Origin of the sequence: Streptomyces sp. Wb2n-11, from assembly GCF_001049855.1 — a bacterium.
Classification (GTDB): Bacteria; Actinomycetota; Actinomycetes; order Streptomycetales; family Streptomycetaceae; genus Streptomyces; species Streptomyces altiplanensis.
This window is the reverse complement of the sequence record NZ_CVPB01000001.1, coordinates 4,733,433-4,750,594: the sequence shown is the minus strand read 5'-3', so window position 1 is coordinate 4,750,594 and position 17,162 is coordinate 4,733,433. Positions and strand designations below refer to the sequence as shown.

Genomic DNA, 17,162 nt, shown 5'->3' with positions numbered 1-17,162 from the left:
CTGCGGACCGCGCCGTTTGTCCGTATCGCCCGGCTCCTGGAACACCCCGGAGGTATCTCGCCGTGAGCTTTGGCGACCCCAACAACCCCTACGCACAGCAGCCGCCGCAGGGCCAGCCCGCCGGCTACGGCTACCCGCAGCAGGGCCAGCCCGCCGGCGGCTACGGCCACCCGCAGCAGGCCCCGCAGGGCGTACCGCCGCAGGGCATGCCTCCGCAGTACGGGTACCCGCAGCAGTCTCCCTACGGGGCCTACCCGCCGGCCGGCATGCCGGGCATGCCGGGAGCCGGCATGCCTCCGCTGGCCAACTGGGGACAGCGGGTCGGCGCCTACCTGCTCGACATGCTGATCATCGTCGGTCCGATGTACGCGCTGGGCTTCATCGACCTCGCCGGCAGCCAGGACCCGTCCAGCCCGGGTGTCTTCGGCCTCATCGGCATGCTGTACGCCTTCGCAATGGGCATCTTCCAGCTCTACAAGGAGGGCAGGACCGGCCAGACCATCGGCAAGAAGGCCCTCGGGATCAGCCTCCGCCGGGAGAGGGACGGCGTCCCCCTCGGCTTCGGCATGGCCTTCGTCCGCAAGCTGGCCCACTTCCTGGACAGCATCGCGTGCTACCTGGGCTGGCTGTGGCCGCTGTGGGACGACAAGAAGCAGACCTTCGCCGACAAGGTGTGCAGCACCGTCGTCATCCAGGTGGGCAGGGGCTGAGCGCACCGCGCCCGCCGCTCCCGCGCCGTTCCGCGTCCGGAGGGCGTGACCCCCGCCGAGGCGGGGATCACGCCCTCCGGGCCGTCCGGCCCCGCCCCTTACGGGAAGACGTACGCGTCGACCTCGGCGAGGTACGCCGCCCTGCGCTCCTCGTCGTGGTCGAGGAAGGCCGCCAGGAAGGAGTTGCGGGCGATCTCGCGCAACTGCTCCTGGCCGAGACCGAGCGCCTCGTGCACCGCGTGGAAGGTGTCGCCGACGTAGCCCCCGAAGTAGGCGGGGTCGTCGGAGTTCACGGTGACCAGCAGTCCGGCCGCCATCATCTCCTTCAGCGGGTGCTCCTCCAGGATGTCGATGGCCCGCAGCCGTACGTTGGACAGCGGGCACAGCGTCAGCGGCACCCGGTCCCGCACCAGCCGCTCGACGAGCTCCGGGTCCTCCATGGAGCGCAGCCCGTGGTCGACGCGCTCGACACCGAGGACGTCCAGAGCCTCCCAGACGTACGCCGGCGGGCCCTCCTCCCCCGCGTGCGCGACCTTGCGCAACCCCAGCGCGGCGGCCGCCTCGTACACCTCACGGAACTTCGACGGCGGGTTGCCGACCTCCGCCGAGTCCAGGCCGACGGCCGCGATCCGGTGCAGGTACGGCTTGGCGGCGTCCAGGGTCTCCAGCGCCGACTCGGCGGACTGGTCGCGCAGGAAGCACATGATCAGCTGTGTGGAGATCCCGTGCCGTTCCTCGCTCCTGTCCAGGGCGCGGGCCAGGCCCCCGACGACCGTGCCGATCTCCACCCCGCGCGCGGTGTGCGCCTGCGGGTCGAAGAAGATCTCCGCGTGCCGTACGCCCTGTCCTGCCGCCCGCGCCAGGTAGGCGTCGGCGAGCCGGTCGAAGTCGTCCTCGGTGCGCAGGACGGCCATGAGCGCGTAGTACAGGTCGAGGAAGGACTGGAGGTCGTCGAAGAGGTAGGCGCGGCGGAGCTCCTCGGTGGTGGCGTAGGGCAGTTCCACGCCGTTGCGGGCGGCGAGCTCGAAGGCCAGCTCGGGTTCGAGGGTGCCTTCGATGTGGAGGTGGAGTTCGGCCTTGGGGAGGTGCATGGGGGGTCTTCTCGTTCAGGGGTTCACGGGTGGCGCTTGGGCAGGGGGACCCGCAGCAGGTCGGCGGCGACGGTCAGTTCACCGTCGAAACCGGCCGCGCGGGCCTGGCGTTCGAAGACTTCGGGGTCGCTGTAGCGCTGCGAGAAGTGGGTGAGGACGAGGTGGCGCACGCCGGCGTCGCGCGCCGCCCGGGCCGCCTGGCCCACGGTCAGATGGCCGTGTTCGACGGCCATCTGCTCGTCCTCGTCGAGGAAGGTCGACTCGATGACGAGCATGTCGCAGCCCTCGGCGAGGGCGTACACCCCGTCACAGAGCCGGGTGTCCATGACGAACGCGAAACGCTGCCCGCGCCGCACCTCGCTGACCTGGTCGAGCGTGACACCGCCGAGCTCCCCCTCGCGCTGGATGCGACCGACGTCGGGGCCCTTGATGCCGTGCTCGGCGAGCAGCCCGGGCAGCATGCGGCGCCCGTCGGGTTCGGTGAGCCGGTAGCCGTACGACTCCACGGGGTGCGAGAGCCTGCACGCGTCGAGGACGTACGACGGGCCGGTGGACACCGGTCCGTCGGCGGCGACCGGCGCCTCGGTCAGCCGCACCGTCTCGCGGTAGGCCGTGGCGTACCGCAGGCGGTCGAAGAAGCGCTGCCCGCTCGCCGGGTAGTGCGCGGTGACGGGGTGCGGGACGCGGTCGAGGTTGATGCGCTGGATCACCCCGGCGAGACCGAGCGAGTGGTCGCCGTGGAAGTGGGTGACACAGATCCGGTTGATGTCGTGCGCGGCCACGCCGGCCCGCAGCATCTGGCGCTGGGTCCCCTCACCGGGATCGAAGAGGATGCCCTCGCCGTCCCAGCGCAGGAAGTAACCGTTGTGGTTGCGGTGCCGGGTGGGGACCTGGCTGGCGGTGCCGAGGATCACGAGTTCTCGTACGGACACAGGAACTGCCTTACCCGGGAGGCCAGTTGAGGCCGCGTCCGCCGAGGACATGGGCGTGCGCGTGGAAGACGGTCTGGCCCGCGCCCGAGCCGGTGTTGAAGACGACGCGGTAGCCGGTCCGGTCGACCTTCTCGTCCTCGGCGACCCTGCCGGCCTCGGCCAGCACGTCCGCGAGGACCTGCGGCTCGGCGGCGGCCAGCGAGGCGGCGTCCGGGTGGTGCGCCTTGGGGATGACCAGGACGTGCGTCGGGGCCTGGGGGTTGATGTCGCGGAACGCGACGGTCGTGTCCGTCTCACGGACGACCGTCGCGGGCACCTCACCTGTGGCGATCTTGCAGAACAGGCAGTCCGCCTGCGGTTGTCCCGTCATGGTCCCGGCCTCCTCGGATACGGCTGGATCAGCGTGTGCTGATGTGCTGATGTAGTGATCGAGTATGGCCGCATGCTATCCGCCCGCGCCGCGGCCACGGGGCGGGAAATGTCCCGTCAGGACCAGCGGCCGGTGCGCCCCAGCAGCAGCGCGGCGGCCGCCGTGCCGGCCGTCGACGTACGCAGCACACTGCGCCCCAGCCGGTACGGTTCGGCCCCGGCTCCGGCGAAGACCGCCAACTCCTCCGGGGACACGCCCCCTTCGGGCCCCACGACGAGCACGATGGAACCCGCGTCGGGGAGGTCCGCGGTGGCCAGCGTCCCGCTGCCCGCCGACGGGTCCTCGTGCAGTACGGCCGCGAAGTCCGCCGTGGCCACGAGCGCGGCGGCCTGCCGGGTCGTCAGCGCGTCCGCGATCTCGGGGAAGCGCAGCCTGCGCGACTGCTTGCCCGCCTCGCGCGCGGTGGCCCGCCACTTGGCGAGGGACTTGGCGCCCCGGTCGCCGCGCCACTGCGTGATGCAGCGCGACGCCTGCCACGGCACGATCGCGTCGACGCCGGTCTCCGTCATGGTCTCGACGGCCACCTCACCGCGGTCGCCCTTGGGCAGTGCCTGTACGACGGTGATGCGCGGGGACGGCTCCGGCTCCGCCGTCACGTCCGTCACCTCGACGACGAGCCGGTCCTTGCCCTCGGCGGCCACCACCACGGCCACCGCTCCCGTGCCGCGCCCGTCCGTCAGCACGACGTCCTCGCCCGCGTGCAGCCGCCGCACCGAGACGGCGTGCCGCCCCTCGGGACCTTCCAGTACGTACGGCCCCTTCGCCGGTACGGCGTCGACGACGAACACCGGCGCCGTCATGCCGCACCGCCCGCGCCGCGCAGGGCCAGCGCCGCGCGGGCCGCGTCGGTCTCGGCCGCGAGGACGTCGACCAGCCGCCCGGCGGGCATCTCGCGCGCCATCCGGTGCCCCTGCCCCGCCCACAGCGCCATGCCCTGGGGGTCGCCCGCCTTGGCCGCGGCCTTGCGCAGGCCGGAGGTGATGTGGTGCACCTGGGGGTAGGCGGCGGGGGCGTACGGGCCGTGCTCACGCATGAAGCGGTTCACCAGGCCACGGGCAGGGCGTCCCGAGAAGGCCCGGGTGAGTTCCGTGCGGACGAACAGCGGGTTGGTCATGGCCTGCTTGTGCAGGACATTGGCACCGGACTCGGGGCAGACCAGGAACGCCGTGCCGAGCTGCGCCGCGTCCGCGCCCAGCGCGAGGACCGCGGCGATCTGTGCGCCGCGCATCAGGCCGCCCGCCGCGACGATCGGCAGCTGCACGGTCTCGCGCACCTGCGTGATGAGGGAGAGCAGGCCGATGCCCGCGCCGTCGTTCTGGGGGTCGTCGCGGTGCGTCCCCTGGTGGCCGCCGGCCTCGATGCCCTGGACGCACACGGCGTCGGCGCCGCTCCACTGCGCGGCCTGGGCCTCTTCGGGCGTGGTGACGGTCACGACGGTGAGGGTGCCGGCCTTCGCGAAGGAGTCGAGGACGGGGCGGGCGGGGCAGCCGAAGGTGAAGGAGACGACGGGGACGGGATCGTCGAGGAGGATGGCGAGCTTGGCTTCGTAGCCGTCGTCGGTGCAGTTGTCGGATTCGCCGAGGGGGGTTTCGTACCAGTCGGCCTCACCGGCGAGCTGGTGACGGTAGACCTCCACGGAGGCCGGGTCCACGTGGCTCGGCTGCGGCATGAAGAGATTGACGCCGAAGGGCCGGCCGGTCAGGCCCCGCAGCTGCTTGATCTCCTCGTACATGCCGTCCGCGGTCTTGTACCCGGCGGCGAGGAACCCGAGACCGCCGGCGTCACAGACGGCGGCGGCGAGCTGAGGACTGGAGGCGCCGCCCGCCATGGGGGCCTGCACGATCGGATAACGGAAAAGATCGGTCAGTGCGGAGGACATGAACGCATAGTTTCATGCCCTCCGCACTGCGCCGAATCGAGGCTTCCGGCCCTTGGCGGGCGCGCGCCTACCGCCCGTTGAACGCATCCTTCAAGCGCGAGAACAGACCCTGCTGCCCGGGCTGGAACTGGCCCGTCGGGCGCTCCTCGCCGCGCAGCTTCGCGAGCTGGCGCAGCAGGTCCTCCTGCTGCGGGTCCATCTTCGTGGGGGTCAGCACCTCCACGTGCACGATCAGGTCGCCGCGGCCGCCGCCCCGCAGGTGCGTGACACCGCGCCCGTGCAGCGGGATCGACTGGCCGGACTGCGTGCCCGGACGGACGTCGATCTCCTCCGTCCCGTCGAGCGTCTCCAGCGGGCACTTCGTGCCCAGCGCCGCCGCCGTCATCGGGATGGTAACCGTGCAGTGCAGGTCGTCGCCGCGCCGCTGGAACACCGCGTGCGGCAGCTCGTGGATCTCGACGTACAGGTCGCCGGCGGGGCCGCCGCCGGGGCCGACCTCGCCCTCGCCCGCGAGCTGGATCCGCGTGCCGTTGTCGACACCGGCCGGGATCTTGACCGTCAGCGTCCGGCGCGAGCGCACACGCCCGTCACCGGCGCACTCCGGGCACGGGGTCGGTACGACCGTGCCGAAGCCCTGGCACTGCGGGCAGGGGCGCGAGGTCATGACCTGGCCCAGGAAGGACCGGGTGACCTGCGAGACCTCACCGCGGCCGCGGCACATGTCGCAGGTCTGGGCGGAGGTGCCGGGAGCGGCGCCCTCGCCCGAGCACGTCGTACACACGACGGCCGTGTCGACCTGGATGTCCTTGGTCGTGCCGAAGGCCGCCTCGTTGAGGTCGATCTCCAGCCGGATCATCGCGTCCTGGCCGCGCCGCGTGCGCGACCTCGGGCCGCGCTGCGACGCCGTTCCGAAGAACGCGTCCATGATGTCCGAGAAGTTCCCGAAGCCGCCCTGGCCGAAGCCGCCGGCTCCGCCGCCCGCCTGCGAGAGCGGGTCGCCGCCGAGGTCGTAGACCTGCTTCTTCTGCGGGTCCGACAACACCTCGTAGGCGGCGTTGATCTCCTTGAAGCGTTCCTGCGTCTTGGGGTCGGGATTCACGTCCGGGTGGAGCTCGCGCGCCAGCCGCCGGAATGCCTTCTTGATCTCGTCCTGGGATGCGTCGCGGCGTACGCCGAGTACGGCGTAGTAGTCGGTGGCCACTTACGACTCCGCCAGGATCTGTCCGACGTAACGTGCCACTGCGCGTACCGCTCCCATCGTTCCGGGGTAGTCCATGCGGGTCGGTCCGACCACGCCGAGTTTGGCGACTGCTTCGTCGCCCGAACCGTAGCCGACCGCGACGACGGACGTGGAGCTGAGCCCCTCATGGGCGTTCTCGTGCCCGATTCGTACGGTCATGCCCGAGTCCGTTGCCTCACCCAGCAGCTTGAGGAGCACGACCTGCTCCTCCAGCGCCTCCAGCACCGGCCGGATGGTGAGGGGGAAATCATGTCCGAAGCGGGTGAGATTGGCGGTACCGCCGATCATCAGCCGCTCCTCGGTCTCCTCGACCAGAGTCTCCAGGAGGGTGGAAAGAACCGTCGCAACGGTTCCCCGGTCCTCCTTGTCGAAGGATTCGGGGAGGTCCTGCACCAGCTGCGGTACGTCCGCGAATCGGCGTCCCACGACCCGGCTGTTGAGCCGGGCCCGCAGGTCCGCCAGGGACGTCTCGCCGAAGGGCGCGGGGCAGTCGATCATGCGCTGCTCGACCCGTCCGGTGTCCGTGATGAGCACGAGCATCAGGCGGGCGGGGGCCAGCGGGAGGAGTTCCACGTGCCGCACCGTCGAACGGGTCAGCGACGGGTACTGCACCACGGCGACCTGCCGGGTCAGCTGCGCGAGCAGCCGGACCGTACGGGCCACCACGTCGTCGAGGTCGACCGCTCCGTCCATGAAGTTCTGGATGGCGCGGCGCTCGGGCGACGACAGGGGCTTGACGCCCGCGAGCTTGTCGACGAACAGGCGGTAGCCCTTGTCCGTCGGGATGCGCCCGGCACTCGTGTGCGGCTGGGCGATGAAGCCCTCGTCCTCCAGGACGGCCATGTCGTTGCGGACCGTGGCCGGGGAGACGCCGAGCTTGTGCCGCTCGGTGAGCGCCTTGGAGCCGACGGGTTCCTCGGTGCCCACGTAGTCCTGGACGATGGCGCGCAGCACCTCGAGTCTGCGTTCGCTGAGCATCGCGCACACCTCCAGCTGTCGATCGTTGGCGCCTGCCTGGCACTCGCTGCGGGGGAGTGCCAGCAATCCCCCGGGCCAGTGTACGGCGGCGAGGTGCATACCTAGCAAGGGCGGCCGGTCACCTTACCCCGCGACGGCCCTGTTCAGCGGGCGGGGGCCCCGGGGATGGGACTAGCGTCGCGGTATGGACGTCAGTTGGGAAGAGGCAGGCTGGGAACGGCTCGCACCGGGGGTGGGACGGCGGCGCATGCCGGTCTGGGACGCGACGGTGGGCCTGGTGACCGGGGACGACGAGGGCTGCGGCTCCGCGCTGCTGATCGACACGGGAGCGACACTGCGCGAGGGTGCGGAGCTCCGCGCCCAGGCACAGCGGCTTCTGGGCCCCCGCCGGAGAGTGACGCATATCGCTCTCACCCACCCCCACTTCGACCACGTCCTGGGCACGGCCGCGTTCGCGGGAACCGAGGTGTACGGAGCGGTCGGCGTCGACGAACTGCTGCGGCGGGAGCGGGATGCGGTGCGGGACGACGCCGTGCGGCACGGGGTCGACCGGGGCGCGGCGGCGGAGGCGGCGGACGTCCTGGTCGCGCCGCACCACATGGTCTGCGGTGAGTGGACGCTGGACCTGGGCGGCGGCCGCCAGGTGCTGCTGGCGAACGTCGGCCCCGGACACAGCGGTCACGATCTGGCGGTACTGGTGCCGGGCAGTCCCGAGGTCGTCTTCTGCGGCGACCTGGTGGAGGAGTCGGGCACTCCCCAGGCCGGCCCGGACGCCCACCCGTCCCACTGGCCGGCGGCCCTGGACCGGCTGCTGGCGCTGGGCGGCGAGAGGGCGGCGTACGTGCCGGGGCACGGGGCGGTGGTGGACGCGGCGTACGTCCGCGCGCAACGCGACGCGCTGGCGGCCCGTTTCGCCGTGTGACGAAGCGCACCGGACCGGCGCACCGGACTATCGTCGGCCGAATGCGCAGCCGACAGTACGGGCCCGATCTCACCCCGCCGTGGAAGAAGACCGCCCCCGTCCCCGAAGTCCCCGCCGAGGCCGATCTTGTCGTGGAGGAGGTCACCACCGGTTTCTGCGGTGCGGTGATCCGGTGCGAGAAGACGGCGCAAGGGCCGGTCGTGACCCTGGAGGACCGCTTCGGGAAGCACCGGGTGTTCCCGATGCGGCCGCGCGGCTTCCTCCTGGAGGGCCGCGTCGTCACCCTGGTGCGCCCGGCCTCCGCCGCTCCGGTCCGGCCCGCCCGTACGGCGTCGGGTTCGGTGGCCGTGCCGGGGGCGCGGGCGAGGGTGGCGCGGGCCGGGCGGATCTACGTCGAGGGGCGCCACGACGCGGAACTGGTCGAGCGGGTCTGGGGCGACGACCTGCGCATCGAGGGCGTGGTCGTCGAGTACCTGGAGGGCGTCGACGATCTCCCGGCGATCGTCGCGGACTTCGCCCCGGCCCCGGACGCGCGGCTCGGTGTCCTGGTCGACCACCTGGTGCCGGGCTCGAAGGAGTCCCGTATCGCGGCGCAGGTCACGGGCGCGAACGTCCTGGTCGTCGGCCACCCGTACATCGACGTGTGGGAGGCGGTGAAGCCGTCCGCGGTGGGCATCGGGGCCTGGCCGGTGGTCCCGCGGGGCCAGGACTGGAAGACGGGCGTGTGCCGGGCGCTGGGCTGGCCGGAGAACACGGGGGCGGCGTGGCAGCGGATCCTGGCGTCGGTCCGTTCGTACCGGGATCTGGAGCCGGCGCTGCTGGGGCGGGTGGAGGAGCTGATCGACTTCGTTACGGCGCCGCCCGGCGCGTGACGGGGACGTGACGGGGGTACGGGCCGCCCCTTCCCGCTGGGACCTTGTGCGGCTCCGCCGCGTGAGGGGCTCGGTCCGAGCCCCTCACGCGGTTGAGGACACGCCCGGAGGGGGCTGGGGGCCCGGGGGGTGCCCGGGGGGTGCCCGGGGGGTGGGGTGCCCGGTACCGGGAGGCGCGGGTGGGGGAACGGCGCCGTCGGCACCCCCGCACCCGCGCCCCGGGTCAGTCCACCAGGTCCCGGACCACCGCGTCCGCCAGCAGCCGCCCCCGCAGCGTCAGGACCGCCCGCCCCTCGCCGAACGGCCCGCCCGCCAGCAGCCCGTCCGCCAGCGCCCGCTCCGCCGCCGCCAGCCCCGCCGGGGCCAGCAGGGACAGCGGGCAGCCGTCCGCGAGCCGCAGTTCCAGCAGGATGCGCTCCACGCGCCGGTCCTCCGCCGGGAGCACCTCGCGCCCGGCTCCGGGCGAGCGTCCGTCCCCCAGCGCCTGCGCGTACGCGCCCGGGTGCTTGACGTTCCACCACCGCACCCCGCCCACGTGGCTGTGGGCGCCCGGACCCGCGCCCCACCAGTCCGCCCCGCGCCAGTACAGCTCGTTGTGCAGGCACCGCGCCGCGTCCGAAGTGGCCCAGTTCGAGACCTCGTACCATTCGAAGCCCGCCGCCGACAGCGCGGACTCCGTCATCAGGTACCGGTCGGCGTGTACGTCGTCGTCCGTCATCGGCACCTCGCCCCGCCGGATCCGCCGCGCCAGCTGCGTTCCCTCCTCCACGATCAGGGCGTACGCGCTGACGTGGTCGGGGCCGGCTCCGACCGCCGCGTCCAGCGACGCCTGCCAGTCCGCGTCGGACTCCCCCGGTGTGCCGTAGATCAGGTCGAGGTTCACGTGCTCGAAGCCCGCCGCCCGCGCCTCCGCGACGCACGCCTCCGGCCGCCCGGGCGTGTGCGTACGGTCCAGGATCTTCAGCACGTGCTGCTTCGCGCTCTGCATCCCGAACGAGATCCGGTTGAAGCCGCCCTCCCGCAGCTCCTCCAGATACGCCGGATTCACCGACTCCGGATTCGCCTCGGTGGTGATCTCCGCGTCGTCCGCGAGCCCGAACTCGTCCCGGATCGCTCCCAGCATCCGTACGAGGTCCCCGGCCGCCAGCAGCGTCGGCGTCCCCCCGCCCACGAAGACGGTCCGTACCGGCCGGGGGTCGTCGCCGAGGACCTTGCGGGCCAGGCGCACCTCCTCCAGCAGGGTGTCCGCGTAGTTGTCGCGCGAGGCCAGCGCACCGCCCGAGCCGCGCAGCTCGGTCGCCGTGTAAGTGTTGAAGTCGCAGTAGCCGCAGCGCGTCGCGCAGTACGGAACGTGCAGGTAGAAGCCGAGCGGCCGCTCGGCCGCGCCGACCAGGGCGTGCGGCGGCAGCGCCCCGTCTTCGGGCATGGGCTCACCGTCGGGCAGTACAGAAGGCATGCCCCCATTGTCACAGCTCCGGTCACATCGCCTGGAGGACGAGCAGCGCCAGGTCGTCGTCGGGCGGCGTCGGCGAGAAGTCGTGCACCTCGCGCATGATCCTTTCTGCGACCCCCTGCGCGCTCAGCCCCACGCACCGCCCCAGCGCCGCCGCCAGCCCGTCCGCGTCGTCGAACATGCGCCGCCCGGAGCGCCGCTCGGTCACGCCGTCCGTGACACAGAGCAGGGTGTCGCCCGCTTCCAGGACGAAGGTCTCGCTCTCGTACGTGACGCCGTCGACGACCCCGAGCAGCATCTGGGAGGCTGCGGCGGGCCGCACGCTCCCGTCGGGCCGCAGGAGGAGCGGCAGCGGATGCCCCGCGCAGGCGAGCGTGCAGCGCGCCCCGCCGCCGTCCTCGGCCGCGAACGGCACCAGCTCGCCGTACAGGAGCGAGAGGAAGCGGGGCTGCGGCGCTTCCCACAGCCCGGCCGCCGCCCCGGCACCGGCCGCTCCCGTGATGCCGGCCCCGGGTGCCACGGGTGCCACGGCGGCCGCTGCCGCCGCCAGTCTGGCCGTGGCTTCCGCCGTCTCGACCGCGTCGTCCAGCAGCAGCCCGTTGAGCCGGCCGAGGACCTCGCCGACCGCCCGGCCCTCGCGCGCGAGCAGCCGCAGCCAGGGCCTGACGAGACCGGTGACGACCGCCGCCTCGGGTCCGTTGCCCTGGACGTCGCCGAGCGAGAAGGACCAGCTGCCGCTCGCGCCGGGGAAGACGTCGTAGAAGTCGCCGCCCGCGACGCCCTGCCCGCGCGGCTCGTACACGAGGGCCTTCGCGACACCCGGGATGTCGGCCATCTGTCCCGGCAGCAGGGCCCGCTGCAGGACGCGGCTGATGGTGGCCTGCCGGGTGTACTGGCGGGCGGCGGCGACGGCGAGGGCGACCCGGCGTACGAAGTCCTCGATGAGGCCGGTCACCTCGTCCGGCATCCGGGTCACCCCCGCCTGCCCCAGCACCAGCGTCCCGAGCCCGCGTCCGCCCGCGATCAGCCGGTACGCGACCGCGGCGCCGTCGCTGCCGTCCGTATCGCCCGGGGCGGGCCACGGCACGGGCACCGGCCCGCCGCGCGCGGAGCCGGGCGCCCGGGGCGGCTCCTTCTCGACACACCTGCGCAGTTCCTCGATGCTGCTCTCGCGCTGGTGCCAGACGCGGGCGAGCCGCGGCGCGGCGCCCTCCTCCTCCAGCCACACCGCGCACCAGTCCGCGAGCCTCGGCACGAGGAGCTGGGCGGCGAGCGCCGCGATCATGTCCTCGTCGAACTGGCCCGTCAGGAGGTCGGACGCCTCGGCGAGGAAGGAGAGCGCGCCCCGGTTGATCCAGTCGCTGTCGTACTCGCGCGCCGTCCGCCGCGGCACGGGCGCCAGGATCTCGGCGGCGCGCAGCCCGCGCTGCAGGGCCTGGCCGGCGCTGTCCGCCGGTCCGGCCGGCAGGGCCGGGTGTGCGCCCTCGACCGCGATCCGGGCCCAGACGGTCTTCAGGCCGGTGCGGTAGGTGACGCCCCAGCACACGGAGAGGGCGGCGACGAGGTGCAGGCCGCGCCCGAACTCCTGGCCGCCCCGTCCGGCCGGGCCGGGCCCTCCCTCGGGATCGTTGTGCACGACGCGGGCGGGGTGGTGGTCGGAGACCTCGACGACCAGCGCGGCGGGATCGTCGTCCGTCGCCTCCTCCAGGTGGCACACCAGCTCGACGTTGGTGCCCGCGTGGACGACCGCGTTGGTCACCAGTTCGTTGACGAGGACCACCGCGTCGTCGGCGACCCGGTCGGTGAAGCCGTCGGCGGCCGGCAGCCCGAGTCCGGTCCACTCGGCGAGCGCGGCCCGGACGAACCGCCGCGCGGCGGCCGGCGCGAGCGGGTTCCCGGGCAGGCTCGTCCAGGCGACCGAGCGCGCGTCGGGCAGGCTGCCCGGAAGGTGCGTCGAGCGGTAGGTGGTCTCCCGCTGTCTCGGAATGGACCCCACAGTGCGGCTCCCCGTCGGTTCTGTGATGGCGCCGCCGGCGCCATGGAACAGAGTGACAGACCGGCGCCGCTCATAAGCACGGTGTCACCGAAGTGGCCTACGAAAGAGCGCGCGGGCGGTGCCGTGACCGGCTCCGTCCGCGCGCCCCGCCGCCGGTTACGCCTCGCGCGACCCCGCGTACATCTCTTCGATCAGGTCCTTGTACTCACGCTCCACGACCGGCCTCTTGAGCTTGAGACTCGGCGTCAGCTCGCCGTGCTCGATGTCCAGGTCGCGCGGCAACAGACGGAACTTCTTGATCGTCTGCCAGCGCTGCAGCCCTTCGTTGAGCCGCTTCACATAACCCTCGATCAGTTCCTCGGTCTTCTCGGAGGCGACGACTTCGGCGTACGACTTGCCCCCCATGCCGTTCTCCTCGGCCCAGCCGAGGATCGTCGGCTCGTCGAGCGCGATCAGCGCGGTGCAGAAGTTCCGGTCCGCGCCGTGCACCAGGATGTTGGAGACGAACGGGCACACCGCCTTGAACCGGCCCTCGACCTCGGCGGGCGCGATGTACTTTCCGCCCGACGTCTTGATCAGGTCCTTCTTGCGGTCCGTGATGCGCAGGTAGCCGTCGACGGACAGTTCGCCGATGTCCCCGGTGTGCAGCCAGCCGTCCGACTCCAGCACTTCGGCGGTCTTCTCGGGCAGCTGGTGGTAGCCCTGCATGATGCCGGGGCCGCGCAGCAGGATCTCGCCGTCGTCCGCGATGCGCACCTCGGTGCCGGGGAGCGGCTTGCCGACCGTGCCGGTGCGGTACGCCTCGCCGGGGTTGACGAAGGAGGCGGCGCTGGACTCGGTGAGTCCGTAGCCCTCCAGGATGTGGATGCCGGCGCCGGAGAAGAAGAAGCCGATGTCGGGCGCGAGCGCGGCCGAGCCGGAGACGCAGGCGCGCAGCCGGCCGCCGAACGCCTCGCGGATCTTGGCGTACACGAGCTTGTCGGCGACCTTGTGCTTGGCGGTCAGCCCGAAGGGCGCGGAGGCGGTGCCCGTGCGGCGGAAGTTGTCCTGCGTGACCTTGGCGTACTCGCGGGCGACCTCGGCGGCCCACTGGAAGATCTTGTACTTCGCACCGCCGCCGGCCCGCGCCTTGGCCGCGACACCGTTGTAGACCTTCTCGAAGATGCGGGGCACGGCGGCCATGTACGTCGGCTGGACCACCGGCAGGTTCTCGATGATCTTGTCGACCCGGCCGTCGACGGCGGTGACGTGCCCGGCCTCGATCTGCCCCGAGGTCAGCACCTTGCCGAAGACGTGGGCGAGCGGCAGCCAGAGGTACTGCACGTCGGTCGCGCTGATCAGACCGGTGGCCACCGTGGCCTTCGCCATGTACGACCAGCAGTCGTGCGGCAGCCGTACGCCCTTGGGGCGGCCCGTGGTGCCCGAGGTGTAGATCAGCGTCGCGAGCTGGTCGGCGGTGATGGCGTCGACCCGCTCGGTGACGGCCCGCGGGTGCTTCTCCAGGTGGGCCGCCCCGCGCGCCTCCAGGTCGGCGAGCGTGAGCACCCAGCCCTGGGGGTCGTCCTCGGCCGGCTCGGCGTCCTTGGCGTCGATGACGACGACGTGGGCGAGGTTCGGCAGGTCGGCCCGGCGCTCCCGTGCCTTGGCGAGCTGCGACGCGTCCTCCGCGATGAGCACCCGGCTCTCGGAGTCGGCCAGGATGTAGGCGGACTCCTCGGCGTTGGTGGACGGGTAGACCGTGGTCGTCGCGGCGCCGGCGCACATCACGCCGAGGTCGGTGAGGATCCACTCGACCCGGGTGTTGGAGGCGAGCGCGACCCGTTCCTCCGGCTGCACGCCGAGGTCGATCAGACCTGCGGCGATGGCGTACACGCGCTCGGCCGCCTGCCCCCAGCTCAGCGACTTCCAGGAGTCGGCCCCCCGCCCCGGCGCGGCCGGTACGGGGTAGCGGTATGCCTCGGCATCGGGCGTGGCTGTTACGCGCTCAACGAAGAGGGCCGCCACCGACGGCGGCCGGTTCTCGATCAAGGTCTGTGTGTCGCTCACGACGTCCTCCGGGCCTGCGGCATGCTGCACGACTGGCTGGTATTTAACTGGCGAGTAACCTTCGAGTGGTGATCAGAGTAAAGCGCACGGGCCCGGGGCGTAAGAGGATGCGGCGCGCGGCTTCATAACGGAACGGACCGCCGGTCCACCGCCCTCCCATGCTGCGCGAAAGCGCCCGTCCGCGGTGCGGACGGGCGCTTTCGCGTGCTGTCGGCGTGGCTGCTTCTTCTGCCGCTTCCGCCGTTCCCGCGGCTACTTCTTCTTGCCACCGCCGGAGTCGTCGCTGGACAGCACCGCGATGAAGGCCTCCTGGGGGACCTCCACGCTGCCGACCATCTTCATCCGCTTCTTGCCTTCCTTCTGCTTCTCCAGCAGCTTCCGCTTACGGGAGATGTCACCGCCGTAGCACTTGGCGAGGACGTCCTTGCGGATGGCGCGGATGGTCTCGCGGGCGATGACGCGGGAACCGATGGCTGCCTGGATGGGGATCTCGAAGGCCTGGCGCGGGATGAGTTCGCGCAGCTTGGCGACGAGCCGCACGCCGTACGCGTACGCCGCGTCCTTGTGCGTGACGGCGGAGAAGGCGTCGACCCGGTCGCCGTGCAGCAGGATGTCGACCTTGACGAGGGACGCGGCCTGCTCACCGGTGGGCTCGTAGTCGAGGGAGGCGTAACCGCGCGTCTTGGACTTCAGCTGGTCGAAGAAGTCGAAGACGATCTCCGCGAGCGGGAGGGTGTAGCGGATCTCGACGCGGTCCTCGGAGAGGTAGTCCATGCCCAGCAGCGTGCCGCGGCGGGTCTGGCAGAGCTCCATGATCGCGCCGATGAACTCGCTCGGGGCGAGGATCGTGGCGCGCACGACCGGCTCGTACACGTCCGAGATCTTGCCCTCGGGGAACTCGCTCGGGTTGGTGACCGTGTGCTCCCTGCCGTCCTCCATGACGACGCGGTAGACCACGTTGGGCGCGGTGGCGATCAGGTCGAGCCCGAACTCGCGCTCCAGGCGCTCGCGGATCACGTCGAGGTGCAGGAGGCCGAGGAAGCCGACGCGGAAGCCGAAGCCGAGCGCCGCGGAGGTCTCCGGCTCGTACACCAGGGCGGCGTCGTTGAGCTGGAGCTTGTCGAGGGCCTCGCGCAGGTCGGGGTACTCCGAGCCGTCCAGCGGGTACAGGCCCGAGAAGACCATCGGCTTCGGGTCCTTGTAGCCGCCGAGGGCCTCGGTGGCGCCCTTGTTCATGGAGGTGATCGTGTCACCGACCTTGGACTGACGGACGTCCTTCACGCCGGTGATGATGTAGCCCACCTCGCCGACGCCGATGCCGTCGGACGGCGTCATCTCCGGGGAGGAGACGCCGATCTCCAGCAGCTCGTGGGTCGCGTTGGTCGACATCATGCGGATGCGCTCGCGCTTGTTGAGCTGGCCGTCGACCACACGTACGTACGTGACGACGCCGCGGTACGAGTCGTACACCGAGTCGAAGATCATCGCGCGGGCGGGCGCGTCGGCGACGCCGACCGGGGCCGGCACGTCGCGTACGACCCGGTCGAGGAGCGCGTCCACGCCGAGGCCGGTCTTCGCGGAGACCTTCAGCACGTCCTCCGGCTGGCAGCCGATGAGGTTCGCCAGCTCCTCGGAGAACTTCTCCGGCTGGGCGGCCGGCAGGTCGATCTTGTTGAGCACCGGGACGATGGTGAGGTTGTTCTCCATCGCCAGGTAGAGGTTGGCGAGGGTCTGCGCCTCGATGCCCTGGGCGGCGTCGACGAGGAGCACCGTGCCCTCGCACGCGGCGAGCGAGCGCGAGACCTCGTACGTGAAGTCCACGTGGCCCGGAGTGTCGATCATGTTCAGGATGTGGGTCCTGGCCACGTCCGGACCCTCGGTGGGCGCCCAGGGCAGCCGGACCGCCTGGGACTTGATCGTGATGCCGCGCTCGCGCTCGATGTCCATCCGGTCGAGATACTGAGCACGCATCTGCCGCTGGTCGACGACACCGGTCAGCTGGAGCATCCGGTCGGCGAGCGTGGACTTGCCGTGGTCGATGTGCGCGATGATGCAGAAGTTGCGGATCAGCGCCGGGTCGGTACGGCTCGGCTCGGGCACGTTGGTAGGAGTCGCGGGCACGCAGGGTCTCGTCTCGGGGCGATGTTGGATCGATACGTAGCTTCCATGGTCCCACGGACGGCGGGCGGGCCTCGGTTTGGGCCGCCCGGCGGGCCGCTGGTACGCTGAGCAGCTGTGTCTCGCAGCCTTCTGAGCGGCGGGACGCTCATCGAAGATCCAACGAACCTGTAGAGGCTCTTTCGTGGCGAACATCAAGTCCCAGATCAAGCGGAACAAGACGAACGAGAAGGCGCGCCTGCGCAACAAGGCCGTCAAGTCTGCGCTCAAGACGTCGATCCGCAAGGCCCGTGAGGCTGTCACCGCCGGTGACCTCGAGAAGGCCACCGTGGCCGTCCGCGAGGCTTCCCGCAAGCTCGACAAGGCAGTCTCCAAGGGAGTCATCCACAAGAACGCCGCCGCCAACAAGAAGTCGGCGCTGGCGCACAAGGTTGCCTCCCTGCAGGGCTGAGCATCCGCTTGCACGACCCGCACGATCGCCGGTAGGGACTCAGC

15 protein-coding genes are annotated in these 17,162 nt (G+C 71.7%); 4 read left to right on the top strand and 11 right to left on the bottom strand.

The annotated features are described in order from the left end of the window. The first annotated feature begins 62 nt into the window (after positions 1-62). Positions 63-710, top strand: coding sequence for an RDD family protein (locus tag BN1555_RS21520; protein WP_093800911.1), 648 nt, complete (start codon positions 63-65; stop codon positions 708-710). A gap of 98 nt (positions 711-808) precedes the next feature. On the opposite strand, the gene BN1555_RS21515 is transcribed toward BN1555_RS21520, so the two are convergent. The 7 genes from BN1555_RS21515 to hrcA all read right to left on the bottom strand — a co-directional run bounded on the left by BN1555_RS21515 (position 809) and on the right by hrcA (position 7,260). Continuing rightward, entirely contained in the window at positions 809-1,801 is a 993-nt protein-coding gene (locus BN1555_RS21515; RefSeq protein ID WP_093800910.1) for an adenosine deaminase, read from the bottom strand. Between the two features lie 23 nt (positions 1,802-1,824). Beyond that, positions 1,825-2,733 carry a ribonuclease Z gene (locus BN1555_RS21510; protein WP_093800909.1) on the bottom strand — a complete coding sequence of 303 codons (909 nt, stop codon included), beginning with the start codon at positions 2,731-2,733 and terminating at the stop codon, positions 1,825-1,827. A 10-nt stretch (positions 2,734-2,743) separates the two neighbouring features. After that, positions 2,744-3,103 (bottom strand): histidine triad nucleotide-binding protein, encoded by a 360-nt coding sequence (locus BN1555_RS21505; RefSeq protein ID WP_093800908.1) that lies wholly within the window; start codon positions 3,101-3,103, stop codon positions 2,744-2,746. A 116-nt stretch (positions 3,104-3,219) separates the two neighbouring features. Beyond that, a complete protein-coding gene (locus tag BN1555_RS21500) occupies positions 3,220-3,963 on the bottom strand; it encodes a 16S rRNA (uracil(1498)-N(3))-methyltransferase (RefSeq protein ID WP_093800907.1) in 744 nt (247 codons plus the stop codon). Beyond that, a complete protein-coding gene (locus BN1555_RS21495) occupies positions 3,960-5,042 on the bottom strand; it encodes a nitronate monooxygenase (RefSeq protein WP_093800906.1) in 1,083 nt (360 codons plus the stop codon). Before BN1555_RS21495 ends, BN1555_RS21500 begins: the two co-directional genes overlap by 4 nt. A gap of 67 nt (positions 5,043-5,109) precedes the next feature. Then, entirely contained in the window at positions 5,110-6,243 is a 1,134-nt protein-coding gene (dnaJ, locus tag BN1555_RS21490; protein ID WP_093800905.1) for a molecular chaperone DnaJ, read from the bottom strand. Further along, on the bottom strand, positions 6,244-7,260 hold the full coding sequence (hrcA, locus tag BN1555_RS21485; RefSeq protein WP_093800904.1) for a heat-inducible transcriptional repressor HrcA: 1,017 nt from the start codon (positions 7,258-7,260) through the stop codon (positions 6,244-6,246). It abuts the gene before it with no gap. A 184-nt stretch (positions 7,261-7,444) separates the two neighbouring features. On the opposite strand from hrcA, the gene BN1555_RS21480 reads away from it, so the two are divergent. Next, positions 7,445-8,182: an MBL fold metallo-hydrolase gene (locus BN1555_RS21480; protein ID WP_093800903.1), complete on the top strand. Its 738-nt coding sequence runs from the start codon at positions 7,445-7,447 to the stop codon at positions 8,180-8,182. Positions 8,183-8,223: 41 nt separating this feature from the next. Continuing rightward, positions 8,224-9,054: a DUF3097 domain-containing protein gene (locus BN1555_RS21475; RefSeq protein WP_093800902.1), complete on the top strand. Its 831-nt coding sequence runs from the start codon at positions 8,224-8,226 to the stop codon at positions 9,052-9,054. Positions 9,055-9,277: 223 nt separating this feature from the next. On the opposite strand, the gene hemW is transcribed toward BN1555_RS21475, so the two are convergent. The 4 genes from hemW to lepA all read right to left on the bottom strand — a co-directional run bounded on the left by hemW (position 9,278) and on the right by lepA (position 16,670). Beyond that, entirely contained in the window at positions 9,278-10,510 is a 1,233-nt protein-coding gene (gene hemW / locus BN1555_RS21470) for a radical SAM family heme chaperone HemW (RefSeq protein WP_093800901.1), read from the bottom strand. 22 nt (positions 10,511-10,532) lie between these two features. Then, complete coding sequence (locus BN1555_RS21465; RefSeq protein WP_255306446.1) at positions 10,533-12,443, bottom strand: ATP-binding SpoIIE family protein phosphatase; 1,911 nt, start codon at positions 12,441-12,443, stop codon at positions 10,533-10,535. A gap of 216 nt (positions 12,444-12,659) precedes the next feature. Beyond that, on the bottom strand, positions 12,660-14,549 hold the full coding sequence (locus tag BN1555_RS21460) for an AMP-dependent synthetase/ligase (protein ID WP_093800900.1): 1,890 nt from the start codon (positions 14,547-14,549) through the stop codon (positions 12,660-12,662). 252 nt (positions 14,550-14,801) lie between these two features. Further along, positions 14,802-16,670: a translation elongation factor 4 gene (gene lepA / locus BN1555_RS21455; RefSeq protein ID WP_093800899.1), complete on the bottom strand. Its 1,869-nt coding sequence runs from the start codon at positions 16,668-16,670 to the stop codon at positions 14,802-14,804. Positions 16,671-16,851: 181 nt separating this feature from the next. Here lepA and rpsT point away from each other — a divergent pair, with 181 nt between their 5' ends. Then, the gene (rpsT, locus tag BN1555_RS21450; protein ID WP_093800898.1) at positions 16,852-17,118 is read left to right on the top strand and encodes a 30S ribosomal protein S20; all 267 of its coding nucleotides are present in this window, start codon (positions 16,852-16,854) and stop codon (positions 17,116-17,118) included. The last annotated feature ends 44 nt before the right edge of the window (positions 17,119-17,162 follow it).

Coding starts and splice junctions, on each gene's coding strand:
- BN1555_RS21515 (WP_093800910.1), bottom strand. CDS start 1,801: ATGCACCTCCCCAAGGCCGAACTCCACCTCCACATCGAAGGCACCCTC.
- BN1555_RS21505 (WP_093800908.1), bottom strand. CDS start 3,103: ATGACGGGACAACCGCAGGCGGACTGCCTGTTCTGCAAGATCGCCACA.
- BN1555_RS21500 (WP_093800907.1), bottom strand. CDS start 3,963: ATGACGGCGCCGGTGTTCGTCGTCGACGCCGTACCGGCGAAGGGGCCG.
- BN1555_RS21495 (WP_093800906.1), bottom strand. CDS start 5,042: ATGTCCTCCGCACTGACCGATCTTTTCCGTTATCCGATCGTGCAGGCC.
- hrcA (WP_093800904.1), bottom strand. CDS start 7,260: ATGCTCAGCGAACGCAGACTCGAGGTGCTGCGCGCCATCGTCCAGGAC.
- BN1555_RS21480 (WP_093800903.1), top strand. CDS start 7,445: ATGGACGTCAGTTGGGAAGAGGCAGGCTGGGAACGGCTCGCACCGGGG.
- BN1555_RS21475 (WP_093800902.1), top strand. CDS start 8,224: ATGCGCAGCCGACAGTACGGGCCCGATCTCACCCCGCCGTGGAAGAAG.
- hemW (WP_093800901.1), bottom strand. CDS start 10,510: ATGCCTTCTGTACTGCCCGACGGTGAGCCCATGCCCGAAGACGGGGCG.